The sequence below is a fragment of the Caenispirillum bisanense genome (assembly GCF_039523075.1).
Taxonomy (GTDB): Bacteria; Pseudomonadota; Alphaproteobacteria; order Rhodospirillales; family Rhodospirillaceae; genus Caenispirillum; species Caenispirillum bisanense.
The window spans coordinates 1-12,941 of the sequence record NZ_BAAAEP010000039.1; the positions used below are offsets into that span (position 1 = coordinate 1).

Genomic DNA, 12,941 nt, shown 5'->3' on the forward strand with positions numbered 1-12,941 from the left:
CGTCGGCAACCCCATAGGACCCCCCCGGCGCCCACTGCCCCACCAGCGCCGCCACCGCCTGCCGCAGGCCGACAGCCGCATGCTCGCCACCATCGCCGGCTATACGGCGGCGGTGCATGCCGGCGGCGACACCCGCCAGTGGCCGGGCAATGCGGTGATGCTGGCGCTGGAACAGGCCGGCGAGCAGGGCGAGCGCATCGCCCGGGCCCTGAAGGGCGAGCTGGCGGAAGCCTCCACCCTGCGCCGCGATGCCGCCGGCACCGACTGGCGCGTCACCACCCTGCCCTTCCACCTGGGCGGCGAGGTGCAGCGCATCCAGATGATCAGCCGCCGCCAGTCCTCCGGCGATGACGGCGACGGTCAGGGCGGCGGCGACGGCGGCAAGGGCGGCGGCCAGCGGTTCCTGATCACGCTCGACCTCAGCCGCCTCGGCGCGGTGCAGATAGACGGCCTGTTCCGGCAGGCGGAGCGGCGCTTCGACCTCATCCTGCGCACCCACCAGCCGCTGCCGCAGGAGATGCGGCGCGACCTGACGGGGCTGTTCGCCAACACGGTCAGCGCCCTTGGCCTGGCGGGCGGCCTTGGCTTCCACGTCACCCCGGCGTTCGAGACGCCGCTGCCCGAGGCCGCCGCCGATCAGGCCGCGCGCCCCGGTCTCTTTGCCTGAGCCCCGGCTGCGGATATAACAGACGCACAACCAGAAACGTCCGCAGGAGCGCCCTCCCCCATGGCCGACACCGCTGTTCTGCTCGCCGTCGAAGACGGGATCGCCACCGTCACCCTCAACCGGCCGCAGAGCCTGAACGCCCTTGATGCCGCCATGGCCGAGGGGCTGGATGCCGCCTTCACCGCCATCGCCGCCGATGCCACGGCCCGCGTGGTGGTGCTGCAGGGGGCCGGCGATCACTTCATGGCCGGCGGCGACCTGCGGGTGTTCAAGGCGCTCAATGCCGAGCCGCGCGACGCCCGCCCGGCCAAGGTGTCGCCGCTGATCGACGCCGTCGGCGTGGTGGTCACCCGCATGCGCAGCCTGCCGCTGCCGATCATCGCCAGCGTCCAGGGCGCCTGCGCCGGCTTCGGCCTGTCGCTGGCCAATGCCTGCGACCTGACGGTGGCGAGCGACGACGCCTATTTCACCCTCGCCTACATCAACATCGCCACCACGCCGGACGGCTCCGGCAGCTTCTTCCTGCCGCGCATCGTCGGGCCGAAGCGGGCGGCGGAAATCGCCCTGCTCGGCGGGCGGTTCGATGCGGCGACGGCGGAACGCTGGGGCCTGGTCAACGCCGTCCACCCCCGCGCCGATCTGGCGGCCCAGACCGCCGCCCTGGCGGCGCGGCTGAAGGCCATGCCGGCGGGGGCGCTGGGGCGCACCAAGGCGCTGCTCAATACCGCGCTCGACAACGACCTGCCGGCGCAGCTGGAGGCGGAGCGCGACAGCTTCGCCGCCTGCACCGCCACCGCCGACTGGGAGGAGGGCATCGACGCCTTCCTCGACCGTCGCAAGCCGCAGTTCAACCGGGGCTGAGGCCGGCGCCATGGCTGCCGGCGCCCCGGTCTCCTCCCTTGCCATCGCCGCCCGGCTGGCCCGCGCGCTGACCCTGGCGCGCGGCGAGGCCGGCTGCCTGTGGGAGACCTGGGCCGACCCGGCCGCCATCGCCTTCCTGCGCCACCTGTCCGGCCTGCCCGACGCCGACGACGACCCCGAGGCCGCCGCCTTCCTGTGGCGGGCGGAGGCCGACCTGCTGGTGCTGGACCGGCCCCTGCTCGGCATCACCGTGCGCGGCATCGACCCCATCGCCCTGGCGGAGGGGCTGGAAGACCTCGGCACCCTGGCCAGCACCGCCCTGCCGCAGGCGGCGCAGCAGGCGGAACGCTCCGGCGCCGAGCTGGCGGCGGTGCTGCCGCAGGTGCTGCGGCAGGCGGTGGCGGCGGCGGTGCGGCAGGCCGCGCCGGGGGTGTCCTATGCGGTCGCCGACGACGGCGCCGAAGCGGTGCTGCGGCCGCTGGATGCCGGCCGGCTGCGGCAGGCCCAGGCGACCGTGGAGGTGCAGGACCACCGCAACGTCATCCCCATCCGGCCGCCGCCGGCCTGATCCCGTTTCCAGCCCCGACCGGAGAGCCTAGCCGATGCCTGCCGTTCCCCTCTCGCCCGCCGCCGACGCCCTGCTGGTCATCGACGTGCAGGTGGATTTCTGTCCCGGCGGCGCCCTGGCGGTGCCGGAGGGCGACCGCGTGGTGCCGCTGTGCAACCGGCTGATGGCGCAGTTCTCCACCGTGGTGCTGACCCAGGACTGGCACCCGGCCGGCCACGCCAGCTTCGCCTCCGTCCACGGCCGCCAGCCGTTCGAGATGATCGAGCTGGATTACGGCCCGCAGGTGCTGTGGCCGGACCATTGCGTGCAGGCCACCGCCGGCGCCGCCTTCCACCCGGCGCTGGACACCGCGCCGGCGCAGCTGATCGTGCGCAAGGGCATGCGGCGGCAGGTCGACAGCTACTCCGCCTTCTTTGAGAACGACCGCCGCACCCCCACCGGCCTTGCCGGCTGGCTGCGGGACAAGGGCATCCGGCGGGTGTTCCTGTGCGGGCTGGCGACCGACTACTGCGTCAACTACTCCGGCCAGGACGCCCGCGCCCTGGGGTTCGAGGCGGTGCTGGTGGAGGATGCCTGCCGCGCCGTCGACCTGGGCGGCAGCCTCACCGATGCCCTGGCGACCCTGCAGGCGGCCGGGGTGACCTTCGCCCGCACCGCCGACATCACCGCCGCCTGACCGCCCGACCGCCTCAGCCGGCGGCGAAAGCCTGCACCAGGATCGCCGCCGTCGCCGCCACGTTCAGCGACTGGACGCGGCCGGAGCCCGGCAGGGTGAGCACGGTTTCGCAGGCCTTCAGCGTCTCGCGCGGCAGGCCGTCTTCCTCGTTGCCGAGCACCAGCGCCACCGGGCGGCGGTCGGCCCTCAGGTCGGCGATGGTGGGGGAGCGGCCGTCCTGCAGGGCGGTGGCAACGGTCAGCCAGTCGCGCCGGAGGTCGCGCAGCACCTGCGGCAGACGCTCCGCCCGCCACAGGGTCACCCACTCCAGCCCGCCTTCCGCCACCCGGTGGGCCGCTTCCGACAGGCCGGCCTGGCCGGGGTGGTCGGAGATGACCAGATGCTCCAGCCCGAAGAAGGCCATGGTGCGGACGATGGCGCCCAGGTTGTGGGGGTTGCCGACGCCGTCCAGGATCACCAGCGGCTTGCCGCTGCGCGCCCACTCCGCCGCCCGCGCCGGGTCGAAGCGGCCGATCTCGCGCGGGCGGCAGACGGCGACGATGCCGCCGTTGAGGGTGGTGCCGGCGATGCGCGCCAGTTCCTCGGCCTCGACGATGCGGTAAGGCTTGCGGCGGGACGCCATGTGGTGGGTCCAGGGGCCGACCTTGCCGGCCAGCCGCTGTTCGAAGAACAGGCGCTCCACCCGGCCGGCATCACGCTCGAACACCGCCGCCACCACCGGCAGGCCGGTGATGCGGACGAAGTCGGAGGCATCGCGCTTTTCCGCCGGGGCGCTGCCGCCGCCGGGGCCGCGCTTGCGCGGACCGCCCCCCGGGGAGCGGGGACCGGCGGGCGGACGGCCGCCGCCGGCGGAAGCGGCGAAACGGGACGGGCCGGCGGGACGGCGCGGCGGGCGCGACATGGCGATGCTCCAGCGGAGGAAGGGCGAGCGCCGCTTATAGCCGATCCGGCGACGGCTGTCGCGGCCCGGCGGCGGCGCCCGCTCAGTACCCCACGCCCACCAGATGCGCCGCCTGGGCGCCGTACTCGTAGACCGCCTCGTGGGCGCCGCGGAAGGAATGGCGGGTGGGTTCCGACAGCGGCAGCGGCAGGTCGTCCTCGGTCAGCTGGCCGAGCACCAGCCGGGCGAGGCAGCGGCCGAACACCGTGCCGGGGGAAATGCCGCGGCCGTTGTAGCCGCAGAAGGTCACCACCCGCGGCGCCAGCCGGTGGAAGCGCGGCAGGTTGGTATCGGTCAGGCCGATCCAGCCGTACCATTCATGCTCGAACGGCACGTCGGCGATCTCGGGGAACAGCCGGCGCAGGGCGCGGCGGGCCCAGGCGCGATGCACCGCCCGCCCGGTGTTGCGCAGGGCGCCGACGCTGCCCAGCACCAGCCGGCCGGCGGCATCCATGCGGAAGGACGTCAGCACCGAGCGGGTATCCCACGCCCCCTCGCCGCCCGGCAGGATGCGGGTGCGTTGGGCGTCGGACAGCGGCGCGGTGGCGAAGTTGAAGTAGGGCAGATGGACGATCTCGCGGCGGATCTCCGGCCACGGTGCCGTGGTATAGGCGTTGGTGGCGACGATGATCCAGTCGGCGGTGACGCTGCCGTCGGCGGTGGTCACCCGCCAGCGGCTGCCGTCCTCGGCATAGCCGGTGACGGCGCTGCCGGTGAAGATCTCCGCCCCCGCCGCCTGGGCGACGCGGGCGAGGCCGCGGGCATAGGCCAGCGGCTGGATGGTGCCGGCCCGCTCGTCCAGCAGGGCGCCGGCATAGAGGCCGGTGCCGATCCGCGCCGCCGCCTCCGCCGCCGACAGCACCCGCACCGGGGCGCCGCGCCGCTGCCACTGCTCGGCCCGCTTCTCCAGTTCGGCAAGGCCGCTGCGGCCGACGGCGCAATGCAGGGTGCCGTTGGGCCGCGCCTCGCACTCCAGGCCGTATTTCGCCACCGTGTCGAACACCAGACGCGGCCCGTTGCCGAGGGCGTCAAGCAGGCGGTCGCCGTGGACGCTGCCAAGCACCGTCGGCAGGTCGTCGGGCATCACCCACATGCCGGCGTTGACCAGCCCGACGTTGCGGCCGGAGCCGCCGGAGCCGATCTGGTCGGCCTCCAGCACCGCCACGCGGGCGCCGCCTTCGGCCAGGTGCAGGGCGGCCGACAGGCCGGTGTAGCCGGCGCCGACGATCACCACGTCGACATCGCGCGAACCGGACAGGGCGGTGGTCGGGGGCGGCGGCGGTGCCGTGCGCCCCCACAGACCATGCGACGCGATCATCTGCAAGCGACTGTCCATGATCCCCACCGCCCCCTTCGCGGTCAGCCGATGTCGAACTTGATGCCCTGCGCCAGCGGCAGGTCACGCGAGTAGTTGATGGTGTTGGTGGCGCGGCGCATGTAGCCCTTCCACGCATCCGAGCCGGACTCGCGACCGCCGCCGGTTTCCTTCTCGCCGCCGAAGGCACCACCGATCTCGGCGCCCGAGGGGCCGATGTTGACGTTGGCGATGCCGCAGTCGGACCCGGCGGCCGACAGGAACAGCTCCGTCTCCCGCAGGTCGGTGGAGAAGATGCACGACGACAGGCCCTGCGGCACGTCGTTATGCAGGGCGATGGCTTCCTCCAGGGTGTCGTAGGTCATGACGTAGAGGATGGGCGCGAAGGTCTCTTCCCGCACGATCTCGGTCTGGCCCGGCATCTCGACGATGGCGGGGCGGACATAGTACGCATCGGGATAACGGTCGGCCAGCAGACGCTCGCCGCCATGGACGGTGCCGCCGTCGGCGCGGGCCTTGTCCAGCGCGTGCTGCATGGCGTCGAAGGCGCCCTTGTCGACCAGCGGCCCGATCAGCGTGCCGGCTTCCAGCGGGTTGCCGACCGGCGCCCCCTGGTAGGCCTTCACGAGGCGGGGCAGCAGGGCGTCGCGCACGCTGCGGTGGACGATCAGCCGGCGCAGCGAGGTGCAGCGCTGGCCGCAGGTGCCGACGGCGGAGAACACGATGGCCCGCACCGCCAGTTCCAGGTCGGCCGACGGCGCCACGATCATGGCGGCATTGCCGCCCAGTTCCAGGATGCTGCGGCCGAAGCGGGCCGCCACCTTGGCGGCGACGTCGCGGCCCATGCGGGTGGAGCCGGTGGCCGACACGATGGCGACGTCGGGGCTCGCCACCAGCATCTCGCCGATGTCGCGGCCGCCGATGGCCACCTGCGACAGACCGGCCGGCAGGTCGCCGAAGCGGGCGGCGGCGCGCTCGAACAGCACCTGGCAGGCGAGCGCGGTCAGCGGCGTCTTCTCCGACGGCTTCCACAGCACCGGGTCACCGCACACCAGCGCCAGGGCGGCGTTCCACGACCACACGGCGACCGGGAAGTTGAAGGCGCTGATGATGCCGCACACGCCCATGGGGTGCCAGCTTTCCATCATGCGATGGCCGGGCCGTTCCGAGGCGATGGTCAGGCCGTAGAGCTGGCGCGACAGACCGACGGCGAAGTCGCAGATGTCGATCATCTCCTGCACTTCGCCCAGGCCTTCCTGGTAGATCTTGCCCGCTTCCAGGCTGACCAGACGGCCGAGGTCTTCCTTGGCGGCGCGCAGTTCCTCGCCCAGCAGGCGGATCAGTTCACCCCGGCGCGGGGCCGGCACGGTGCGCCAGGCGGTGAAGGCCTCCTTGGCGGTGGCGATCATGGCCTGCATCTCGGCCGGGGTGGTGACCGGCACGGTGGCGAGGTGGCTGCCGTCCACCGGCGAGCGCACGGCGATGCCGTTGCTGCCGGAGAAGGTCAGGCCGAAGCGGTCGAGAATGGCGGCGTGGGACACGGTTTGGGGCCTCCCGTTCTTGATGGTGTCCAGCGGTCTCAGCGGCCGGCCGCGACGGCGGCGGCACGGATTTCCGAAAGCGAGCGGGCCGGGGTCAGCGCCTCGGGGTCGAGGCGGACGTGGATGATGGCGGCCTTGCCCGAGGCCAGCGCCCGCTCCACGGCGGGGGCGAAATCGTCGGTCTTCTCCACCGTCTCGCCGTGGCCGCCGTAGGCGCGGGCGAAGGCGGCGAAGTCGGGGTTGTGCAGGGTGGTGGCGGAAACGCGGCCGGGGTACTCGCGCTCCTGGTGCATGCGGATGGTGCCGTACATGCCGTTGTCGACCACCACCACCAGCACGGCGGCGCCATGCTGCACGGCGGTGCCGAACTCCAGCCCGGTCATCTGGAAGCAGCCGTCGCCGGCGAAGCACACCACCGGCCGCTGCGGATGGGCAAGCTTGGCCGCCACCGCCGCCGGCAGGCCGTAGCCCATGGAGCCGGAGGTGGGCGCCAGCTGGCTGCCGAAGCCGCGGAAGCGCCAGAAGCGATGCACCCAGGTGGCATAGTTGCCGGCGCCGTTGGTGACGATGGCGGTGGGGCCGAGACGCTCCTGCAGCCATTCGACCATGGGCGCCATCTGCACCGGGCCGGGCACCTGCGGGCGGGCGCCGCTCCAGGCGAGGTAATCGTCGTGGGCGGCGGCGGCGCTGCCGGCCCAGGCGGGAGCGGCCGGAGCTTCCAGCGCCAGGGCGGCGGCCAGGAAGGCGCCGGGGCTGGCGTTGACGGCGACCGCCGGGCGATAGACGCGGCCCAGTTCCTCCGCCCCCGGATGGACGTGGATCAGCTCCGCCTGCGGCGAGGGGATGGCGAGCAGGTCGTAGCTCTGCGACGGCACTTCCGACATGCGGCCGCCCACCAGCAGCACCACGTCGGCCGCCTTCAGCCGCGCCAGCAGCGCCGGGTTGATGCCAAGGCCGACGTCGCCGGCATAGTTCGGGTGCAGGTGATCGACCAGCATCTGGCGGCGGAAGGAGCACGCCACCGGCAGATCCCACGCCTCGGCGAAGCGGGCGAGATCGGCCACCGCCTCCGGCGTCCAGCGCGAGCCGCCGGCGATGATGACCGGCGCCTTGGCGGCGCGCAGGCGGTCGGCGACGGCGGCCATGGTCGCCGGGGTGGCGGCGGGCTCGGCGATGACGGCGGCGGCGGCGACGGCCACCTCGGCCTCTTCCACCAGCATATCCTCGGGCAGCGCCAGCACCACCGGGCCGGGGCGGCCGGAGCAGGCGACGTGGAAGGCGCGCGAGATCATCTCCGGCACCCGGTCGGGGCTGTCGATTTCCGCCACCCACTTGGCCATGGAGCCGAAGACCTGGGTGTAGTCCACTTCCTGGAAGGCGTCGCGGCCGCGCATGCCGCGCTCGATCTGGCCGATCAGCAGCACCATCGGGGTGCTGTCCTGCTGCGCCACATGAACGCCGGCGGCGGCGTTGGTGGCGCCGGGGCCGCGGGTGACCATGCACACGCCGGGACGGCCGGTCAGCTTGCCGTGGGCCTCGGCCGACATGGCTGCGCCGCCCTCGTGGCGGCACACCACCGTCTCGATGGCGGCGTCATGCAGGGCATCGAGCACCGCCAGGTAGCTCTCGCCGGGAATGCAGAACACGCGGTCGACGCCCTGGGCGGCGAGGGCGTCGACGATCAGGCGGCCACCGGTCTTCTTCATGGGAACGATCCTCGGGAACGGAGACATCACGACAGGGCGGCGCAGGCGGCGGCGATGCGGCGGCACGCCTCCTGCAGGTCGGCGGTGGCCGACGCGGTGGAGATGCGGAAATGCTCGGGCGCGCCGAAGGCCTCGCCGGGCACCACCGCCACATGGGCGGACTCAAGCAGGTAGGTGGCGACGTCCATGGCGGAGGTCAACGTGGCCCCGGCCGGCGTGCGGCGCCCGAACAGGCCGGCGCAGGACGGGAAGACGTAGAACGCCCCGCCCGGCGGCGGGCAGGAAAGGCCCGGCACCGCGTTCAGGGCGGCGCACACCAGGTCGCGGCGCTGGCGGTAGACGGCCACCATCTCGCCGACGCAGTCCTGCGGCCCGGTCAGCGCCGCCACCGACGCCGCCTGGGCGATGGAGCAGGCGCCGGAGGTGGACTGCCCCTGGGCGGCGATCATGGCGCCGATCAGCGGCTTCGGCCCGGCGGCATAGCCGATGCGCCAGCCGGTCATGGCATAGGCCTTGGACACGCCGTTGAGCGTCAGGGTGCGGTCGCGCAGCTCCGGCACCGCGGCGGCGGTGGTGACGAAGGGGCCGTCGGTGAAGCGGATGTGTTCATAGATGTCGTCGCTCAGCACCCACACCTGCGGATGATCGGCCAGCGGCGCCAGGGCGGCGCGCAGCTCGGCGGTGGTGTAGGTGGCGCCGGACGGATTGCCGGGGGCGTTCAGCAGCAGCCAGCGGGTGCGCGGGGTGATGGCCGCCCGCAGCGCCTCAGGATCAAGGCGGAAGCCGTCCTCGGCGCGGGTGTCGACGATCACCGGCACGCCGCCGCACACCCGCACGATGTCGAGGTAGCTGGTCCAGTAGGGGGCGGGGATGATCACCTCGTCGCCCGGCTCCAGGGTGGCGAAGAAGGCGTTGAACAGCACCTGCTTGGCACCGGTGGAGACGATGATCTGGTCGGCGGCGTAGTCGAGCCCGTTCTCGCGCCGGAACTTCTCCGCCACGGCGGCGCGCAGGGCGGCGGTGCCGGCGGTGGGCGGATAGCGGGTGTCGCCGGCGGCCATGGCGGCGGCGGCGGCGTCCTTGATGTGCTGCGGCGTGTCGAAGTCGGGCTCGCCGGTGCCGAGGCCGATCACCGGCTCGCCGCGCTGGCGGGCCTCGCGCGCCTTCTCGGAGATCTGCACGATCAGCGACACCTCGATGCCGTCCAGGCGGGCGGCACGGCGGAAGGCGGGCGGGACAGCGGACATGCGGACGATCCCTCTTCGGGCCCTTTTCGGGCATGGGGTGCGGCAGGGCGCGGACAGCCTCCATCCTGCAAAAACCACCCTCGCCCGCGCAACCGACGTTCCTTCCTCAGGTCATGACAAAAACTCATGATCCATGGCATCTTCCTGTGGCGGAGGAAAAGCCGGTAACCCTTGATTTTTCGGCGCCCGCAGGCCCCAATGGGGGTATCGGGCGGTGCCGCTGCGGCCCGGCCCTGTTGACTTGCGGAGCCTGTTCCATGCTGATGCCGCGCCGCTTCCTGCCCTCGCTGTCGCTGCTGACCGCCTTCGACGCGACCGCCCGCACCGGCAGCATCAGCCAGGCGGCGCGCGAGCTGAACCTGACCCAGAGCGCCGTCAGCCGCCAGATCAAGACCCTGGAGGAACAGCTGGAGGTGCCGCTGTTCGTGCGCGAGCGGCAGACCATCCGCCTGACGCTGGCCGGCCAGACCTATGCCCGCGAGGTGCGCGAGGCGCTGCACCGCCTCAGCCTGGCGTCGCTGAACCTGCGCGCCAACCCGCGCGGCGGCACGCTGAACCTCGCCATCCTGCCCACCTTCGGCACCCGCTGGCTGGCGCCGCGGCTGCCGCGCTTCCTGGCTGCCCACAGCGGCATCACCATCAACCTGGTCACCCGCATCACCCAGTTCGACTTCCGGCTGGAGCCGGTGGACGCCGCCATTCACTTCGGCGCCCCCGACTGGCCGGGGGCGGAAACGGTGCTGCTGCGGCGGGAGTTCGTGGTGCCGGCCTGCAGCCCGGCGCTGGCCGCCGAGTACCGCTTCGCGGCGCCGGACGACCTGCGGCGGGCGCCACTGCTCAACCTCACCACCCGGCCCGATGCCTGGGAACGCTGGTTCGCCAGCCACGGCGCCCGGCCGTCGCCGGTCCACGGGATGCTGTTCGACCACTTCGCCACGGCAGCGCAGGCGGCCATGTCCGGCCTGGGCGTGGCGCTGCTGCCGACCTTTCTGGTGGAGGAGGAACTGAAGCGCGGGGAACTGGTGCCGGCGCTCGACCTCATCACCGAAAGCGCCGAGCGCTATTACCTCGCCTGGCCGGCCGACCGCGCCACCTACCCGCCGCTGGAGGCCTTCCGCGACTGGCTGCTGGAAGAAACCGCCGCCGACCGGTGATCGCGGGCCGCCGGCCGGCGGGCGGCGCCCTCCCTCAGCCGGTCAGGGCGGCGGCGTGGTGGCGCAGGTGATCGTCGATGAAGGTGGCAATGAAGTAATAGCTGTGGTCGTAGCCGGGCTGCTGCCGCAGCTCCAGCGGATGACCGGCGGCGGCGGCGGCATCGCGCAGGGCCTCCGGCTGCAGCTGGGTGTTCAGGAAGCTGTCGCCGCCGCCCTGATCCACCAGCAGCGGCAGACGCTCCGGCGCCTCGGCCAGCAGGGCGCAGGCATCCCACTCGCGCCAGCGGTCGCGGTCGGGGCCGAGGTAGCGGCTGAAGGCCTTCTCCCCCCACGGCACCTGCGTCGGGTTGACGATGGGCGCGAAGGCGGAGACGGAGCGATAGCGGCCGGGATTGCGCAGGGCGCAGACCAGCGCCCCGTGGCCGCCCATGGAATGGCCGCTGACGCTGCGGCGGTCGCTGACCGGCAGCGCCTCTTCCACCAGGGCCGGCAGCTCGTGGACGACGTAGTCGTGCATGCGGTAGTGGCGGTCGTAGGGGGCTTCGGTGGCATTCAGGTAGAAGCCGGCGCCGTGGCCGAAATCCCAGGCGCCGTCGGGGTCGCCGGGCACGCCGTCGCCGCGCGGGCTGGTGTCGGGCGCCACCAGGGCGATGCCAAGCTCCGCCGCCAGCCGCATGGCGCCGGCCTTCTGCATGAAGTTCTCGTCGGTGCAGGTGAGCCCCGACAGCCAGTAGAGCACCGGCACCCGTGCCCCGCCCTCGGCCTGCGGCGGCAGGAAGACGGCGAAGGTCATGGTGCAGTCGAGCACCGCCGAGGCATGGCGGAAGCGCTTGTGCCAGCCGCCGAAGCACTTGTTCTCGGCGACGGGGGTGAGGGTGTCGGCCATGGCGGTCCTCCATGGATGCTGCGGCGGGGTCGGGGCCGCCGACTGTAGCACCGGGCCGGCAGCGCCGCCGCTGCATCTTCGGCAAGGACCGTTGCAGCCGGGGGACAATGACGCCCCTTTCGGCGAACCCGCGGCCACCGCGGACTGTAGATGAGGGAGAGACACGATCCCCCCTCTTCCCGACACGGAGCCCCGCCATGTCCACCAGCCCCTTCTCCGCCGTCCCGCTCACCGCCGCGGCCGCCGCCCTGGCCCTCGGCCTGTCGGCCGCCGCCCCTGCCCTTGCCGATGACTCCGGCGCCCGGCTGATGCCGGAAGGCAACATCGTCGACAATGCCGACGATGCCATCGTCGATCAGGGCGACCTGTCCGGCGGCCTCGGCTCCGACCACGAGGCGCTGAGCGAAGGCAACGGCCGCATCGGCGACGACCAGACCTCCGCCGCCAGCCGCGGCGACGACTTCCCCGGCACCGACGACGACGACGCCGAGCAGGCCGAACTGCCGCCGGCGGAGCCGGCACCGCTCGGTGATCGCGGCGCCGGCAACGCGCCTTACGACGACGACCGGGCGCCGACGGTCGACTGACCGGCGTCGACTCCGGCGCCCCCGCCTCGGGCACCGCCGGGCACGGGCGGCGGCGGCATCACCGCTGCCGCCCGCGCGCCTGCCGCTTGCGCGGCGGCTCCGCCGTCTGCAGGTCGATGAGGGTGAGCGGACTGGCCAGCAACCGCGCCACCGCATGCCCCTGGCGGGAGCACCCCAGCTTGAACAGGGTGTTGCGCAGGTGCCAGCGGGCGGTGCCGATGGTGATGCGGCTGTCGCGGCTGAAGTCCTCCACCGTGCCGCCGTCGGCCAGCACCCGCGCCAGCTCCGCCTCCCGCCGGGTGAGGCCGAAGGCGCGCATGAGGAAGGGCTCGATGCCGCTCAGCCGCCGCTTCAGCTTGGGACACAGCAGCACCGCCACCTGCGCATCGGCACCCCAGTCGCCCGGCAACGGCACCAGCAGCGCCGAGGTGTGCTCCTCCGGCAGCAGGTGACTGGGGCTGAGCACCGTCACCGGCGGCTTGCGGCCTTCGGCCAGGTCGCCGCGGATGGTCTCCAGCGCCGCCGCCAGCAGCCCGGCATGGGCGCGGGTGCGGCCGCACAGACGGCCGTTCAGGGCCATCAGGCTTTCGCTGTCGCTCAGCATGTCCATGCCCTGGGTATTGGCCCAGCGGATGGTGCTGTCGAGGGCGATGCTGACCACCCCGAAGGGCATCAGGTTGAACAGCCCCATCACCGCCAGGTCGGCGGGCCGTGACTGCGGGGGAGCGCCGTGGCCGGGGAATGGCGGCTCCCCCGCAGTCTCCCGTCCGGCGCCGGTCGGGGAACACGGGCG

General features: G+C 73.1%; 12 protein-coding genes and 1 pseudogene. 6 read left to right on the top strand and 7 right to left on the bottom strand.

What is annotated here, in order from left to right; translation table 11 throughout:
- The 4 genes and pseudogenes from ABD056_RS15980 to pncA form a co-directional block, all read left to right on the top strand.
- Positions 1 to 667, top strand: a pseudogene (locus tag ABD056_RS15980) (hypothetical protein); the annotation flags it as partial.
- A gap of 60 nt (positions 668 to 727) precedes the next feature.
- Positions 728 to 1,528 carry an enoyl-CoA hydratase/isomerase family protein gene (locus tag ABD056_RS15985; RefSeq protein ID WP_343868227.1) on the top strand — a complete coding sequence of 267 codons (801 nt, stop codon included), beginning with the start codon at positions 728 to 730 and terminating at the stop codon, positions 1,526 to 1,528.
- Between the two features lie 10 nt (positions 1,529 to 1,538).
- Positions 1,539 to 2,096, top strand: coding sequence for a hypothetical protein (locus ABD056_RS15990; protein WP_343868229.1), 558 nt, complete (start codon positions 1,539 to 1,541; stop codon positions 2,094 to 2,096).
- Between the two features lie 34 nt (positions 2,097 to 2,130).
- Positions 2,131 to 2,772, top strand: a complete 642-nt coding sequence (pncA, locus tag ABD056_RS15995; protein WP_343868231.1) for a bifunctional nicotinamidase/pyrazinamidase — start codon at positions 2,131 to 2,133, stop codon at positions 2,770 to 2,772.
- Between the two features lie 13 nt (positions 2,773 to 2,785).
- Here the strand turns inward: pncA and ABD056_RS16000 are convergent, their stop codons facing one another.
- From ABD056_RS16000 to ABD056_RS16020, 5 genes are all read right to left on the bottom strand, one after another.
- Positions 2,786 to 3,673, bottom strand: coding sequence for a TrmH family RNA methyltransferase (locus ABD056_RS16000; protein ID WP_343868233.1), 888 nt, complete (start codon positions 3,671 to 3,673; stop codon positions 2,786 to 2,788).
- Positions 3,674 to 3,755: 82 nt separating this feature from the next.
- Positions 3,756 to 5,048, bottom strand: coding sequence for an NAD(P)/FAD-dependent oxidoreductase (locus ABD056_RS16005; protein ID WP_343868235.1), 1,293 nt, complete (start codon positions 5,046 to 5,048; stop codon positions 3,756 to 3,758).
- Between the two features lie 23 nt (positions 5,049 to 5,071).
- Positions 5,072 to 6,568 carry an L-piperidine-6-carboxylate dehydrogenase gene (gene amaB / locus ABD056_RS16010; RefSeq protein WP_343868237.1) on the bottom strand — a complete coding sequence of 499 codons (1,497 nt, stop codon included), beginning with the start codon at positions 6,566 to 6,568 and terminating at the stop codon, positions 5,072 to 5,074.
- Between the two features lie 38 nt (positions 6,569 to 6,606).
- On the bottom strand, positions 6,607 to 8,274 hold the full coding sequence (locus ABD056_RS16015; protein WP_343868239.1) for a thiamine pyrophosphate-binding protein: 1,668 nt from the start codon (positions 8,272 to 8,274) through the stop codon (positions 6,607 to 6,609).
- 26 nt (positions 8,275 to 8,300) lie between these two features.
- Entirely contained in the window at positions 8,301 to 9,521 is a 1,221-nt protein-coding gene (locus ABD056_RS16020; RefSeq protein WP_343868241.1) for a pyridoxal phosphate-dependent aminotransferase, read from the bottom strand.
- A 257-nt stretch (positions 9,522 to 9,778) separates the two neighbouring features.
- Between ABD056_RS16020 and ABD056_RS16025 the strand changes: the two genes are divergently transcribed.
- Positions 9,779 to 10,675 (top strand): LysR family transcriptional regulator, encoded by an 897-nt coding sequence (locus ABD056_RS16025; RefSeq protein WP_343868243.1) that lies wholly within the window; start codon positions 9,779 to 9,781, stop codon positions 10,673 to 10,675.
- A 34-nt stretch (positions 10,676 to 10,709) separates the two neighbouring features.
- On the opposite strand, the gene fghA is transcribed toward ABD056_RS16025, so the two are convergent.
- Positions 10,710 to 11,561 carry an S-formylglutathione hydrolase gene (gene fghA / locus ABD056_RS16030; RefSeq protein WP_343868244.1) on the bottom strand — a complete coding sequence of 284 codons (852 nt, stop codon included), beginning with the start codon at positions 11,559 to 11,561 and terminating at the stop codon, positions 10,710 to 10,712.
- A 197-nt stretch (positions 11,562 to 11,758) separates the two neighbouring features.
- Here fghA and ABD056_RS16035 point away from each other — a divergent pair, with 197 nt between their 5' ends.
- Positions 11,759 to 12,148, top strand: a complete 390-nt coding sequence (locus ABD056_RS16035; protein ID WP_343868245.1) for a hypothetical protein — start codon at positions 11,759 to 11,761, stop codon at positions 12,146 to 12,148.
- Between the two features lie 58 nt (positions 12,149 to 12,206).
- On the opposite strand, the gene ABD056_RS16040 is transcribed toward ABD056_RS16035, so the two are convergent.
- The coding region (locus tag ABD056_RS16040; RefSeq protein WP_343868246.1) for a helix-turn-helix transcriptional regulator at positions 12,207 to 12,941 on the bottom strand (735 nt) is incomplete at its 5' end.

Excerpts from the sequence above, each read along its gene's own strand:
- ABD056_RS15985 (WP_343868227.1), top strand. The coding sequence starts at position 728 with ATGGCCGACACCGCTGTTCTGCTCGCCGTCGAAGACGGGATCGCCACC.
- ABD056_RS15990 (WP_343868229.1), top strand. The coding sequence starts at position 1,539 with ATGGCTGCCGGCGCCCCGGTCTCCTCCCTTGCCATCGCCGCCCGGCTG.
- pncA (WP_343868231.1), top strand. The coding sequence starts at position 2,131 with ATGCCTGCCGTTCCCCTCTCGCCCGCCGCCGACGCCCTGCTGGTCATC.
- ABD056_RS16000 (WP_343868233.1), bottom strand. The coding sequence starts at position 3,673 with ATGTCGCGCCCGCCGCGCCGTCCCGCCGGCCCGTCCCGTTTCGCCGCT.
- ABD056_RS16005 (WP_343868235.1), bottom strand. The coding sequence starts at position 5,048 with ATGGACAGTCGCTTGCAGATGATCGCGTCGCATGGTCTGTGGGGGCGC.
- ABD056_RS16015 (WP_343868239.1), bottom strand. The coding sequence starts at position 8,274 with ATGAAGAAGACCGGTGGCCGCCTGATCGTCGACGCCCTCGCCGCCCAG.
- ABD056_RS16020 (WP_343868241.1), bottom strand. The coding sequence starts at position 9,521 with ATGTCCGCTGTCCCGCCCGCCTTCCGCCGTGCCGCCCGCCTGGACGGC.
- ABD056_RS16025 (WP_343868243.1), top strand. The coding sequence starts at position 9,779 with ATGCTGATGCCGCGCCGCTTCCTGCCCTCGCTGTCGCTGCTGACCGCC.
- fghA (WP_343868244.1), bottom strand. The coding sequence starts at position 11,561 with ATGGCCGACACCCTCACCCCCGTCGCCGAGAACAAGTGCTTCGGCGGC.
- ABD056_RS16035 (WP_343868245.1), top strand. The coding sequence starts at position 11,759 with ATGTCCACCAGCCCCTTCTCCGCCGTCCCGCTCACCGCCGCGGCCGCC.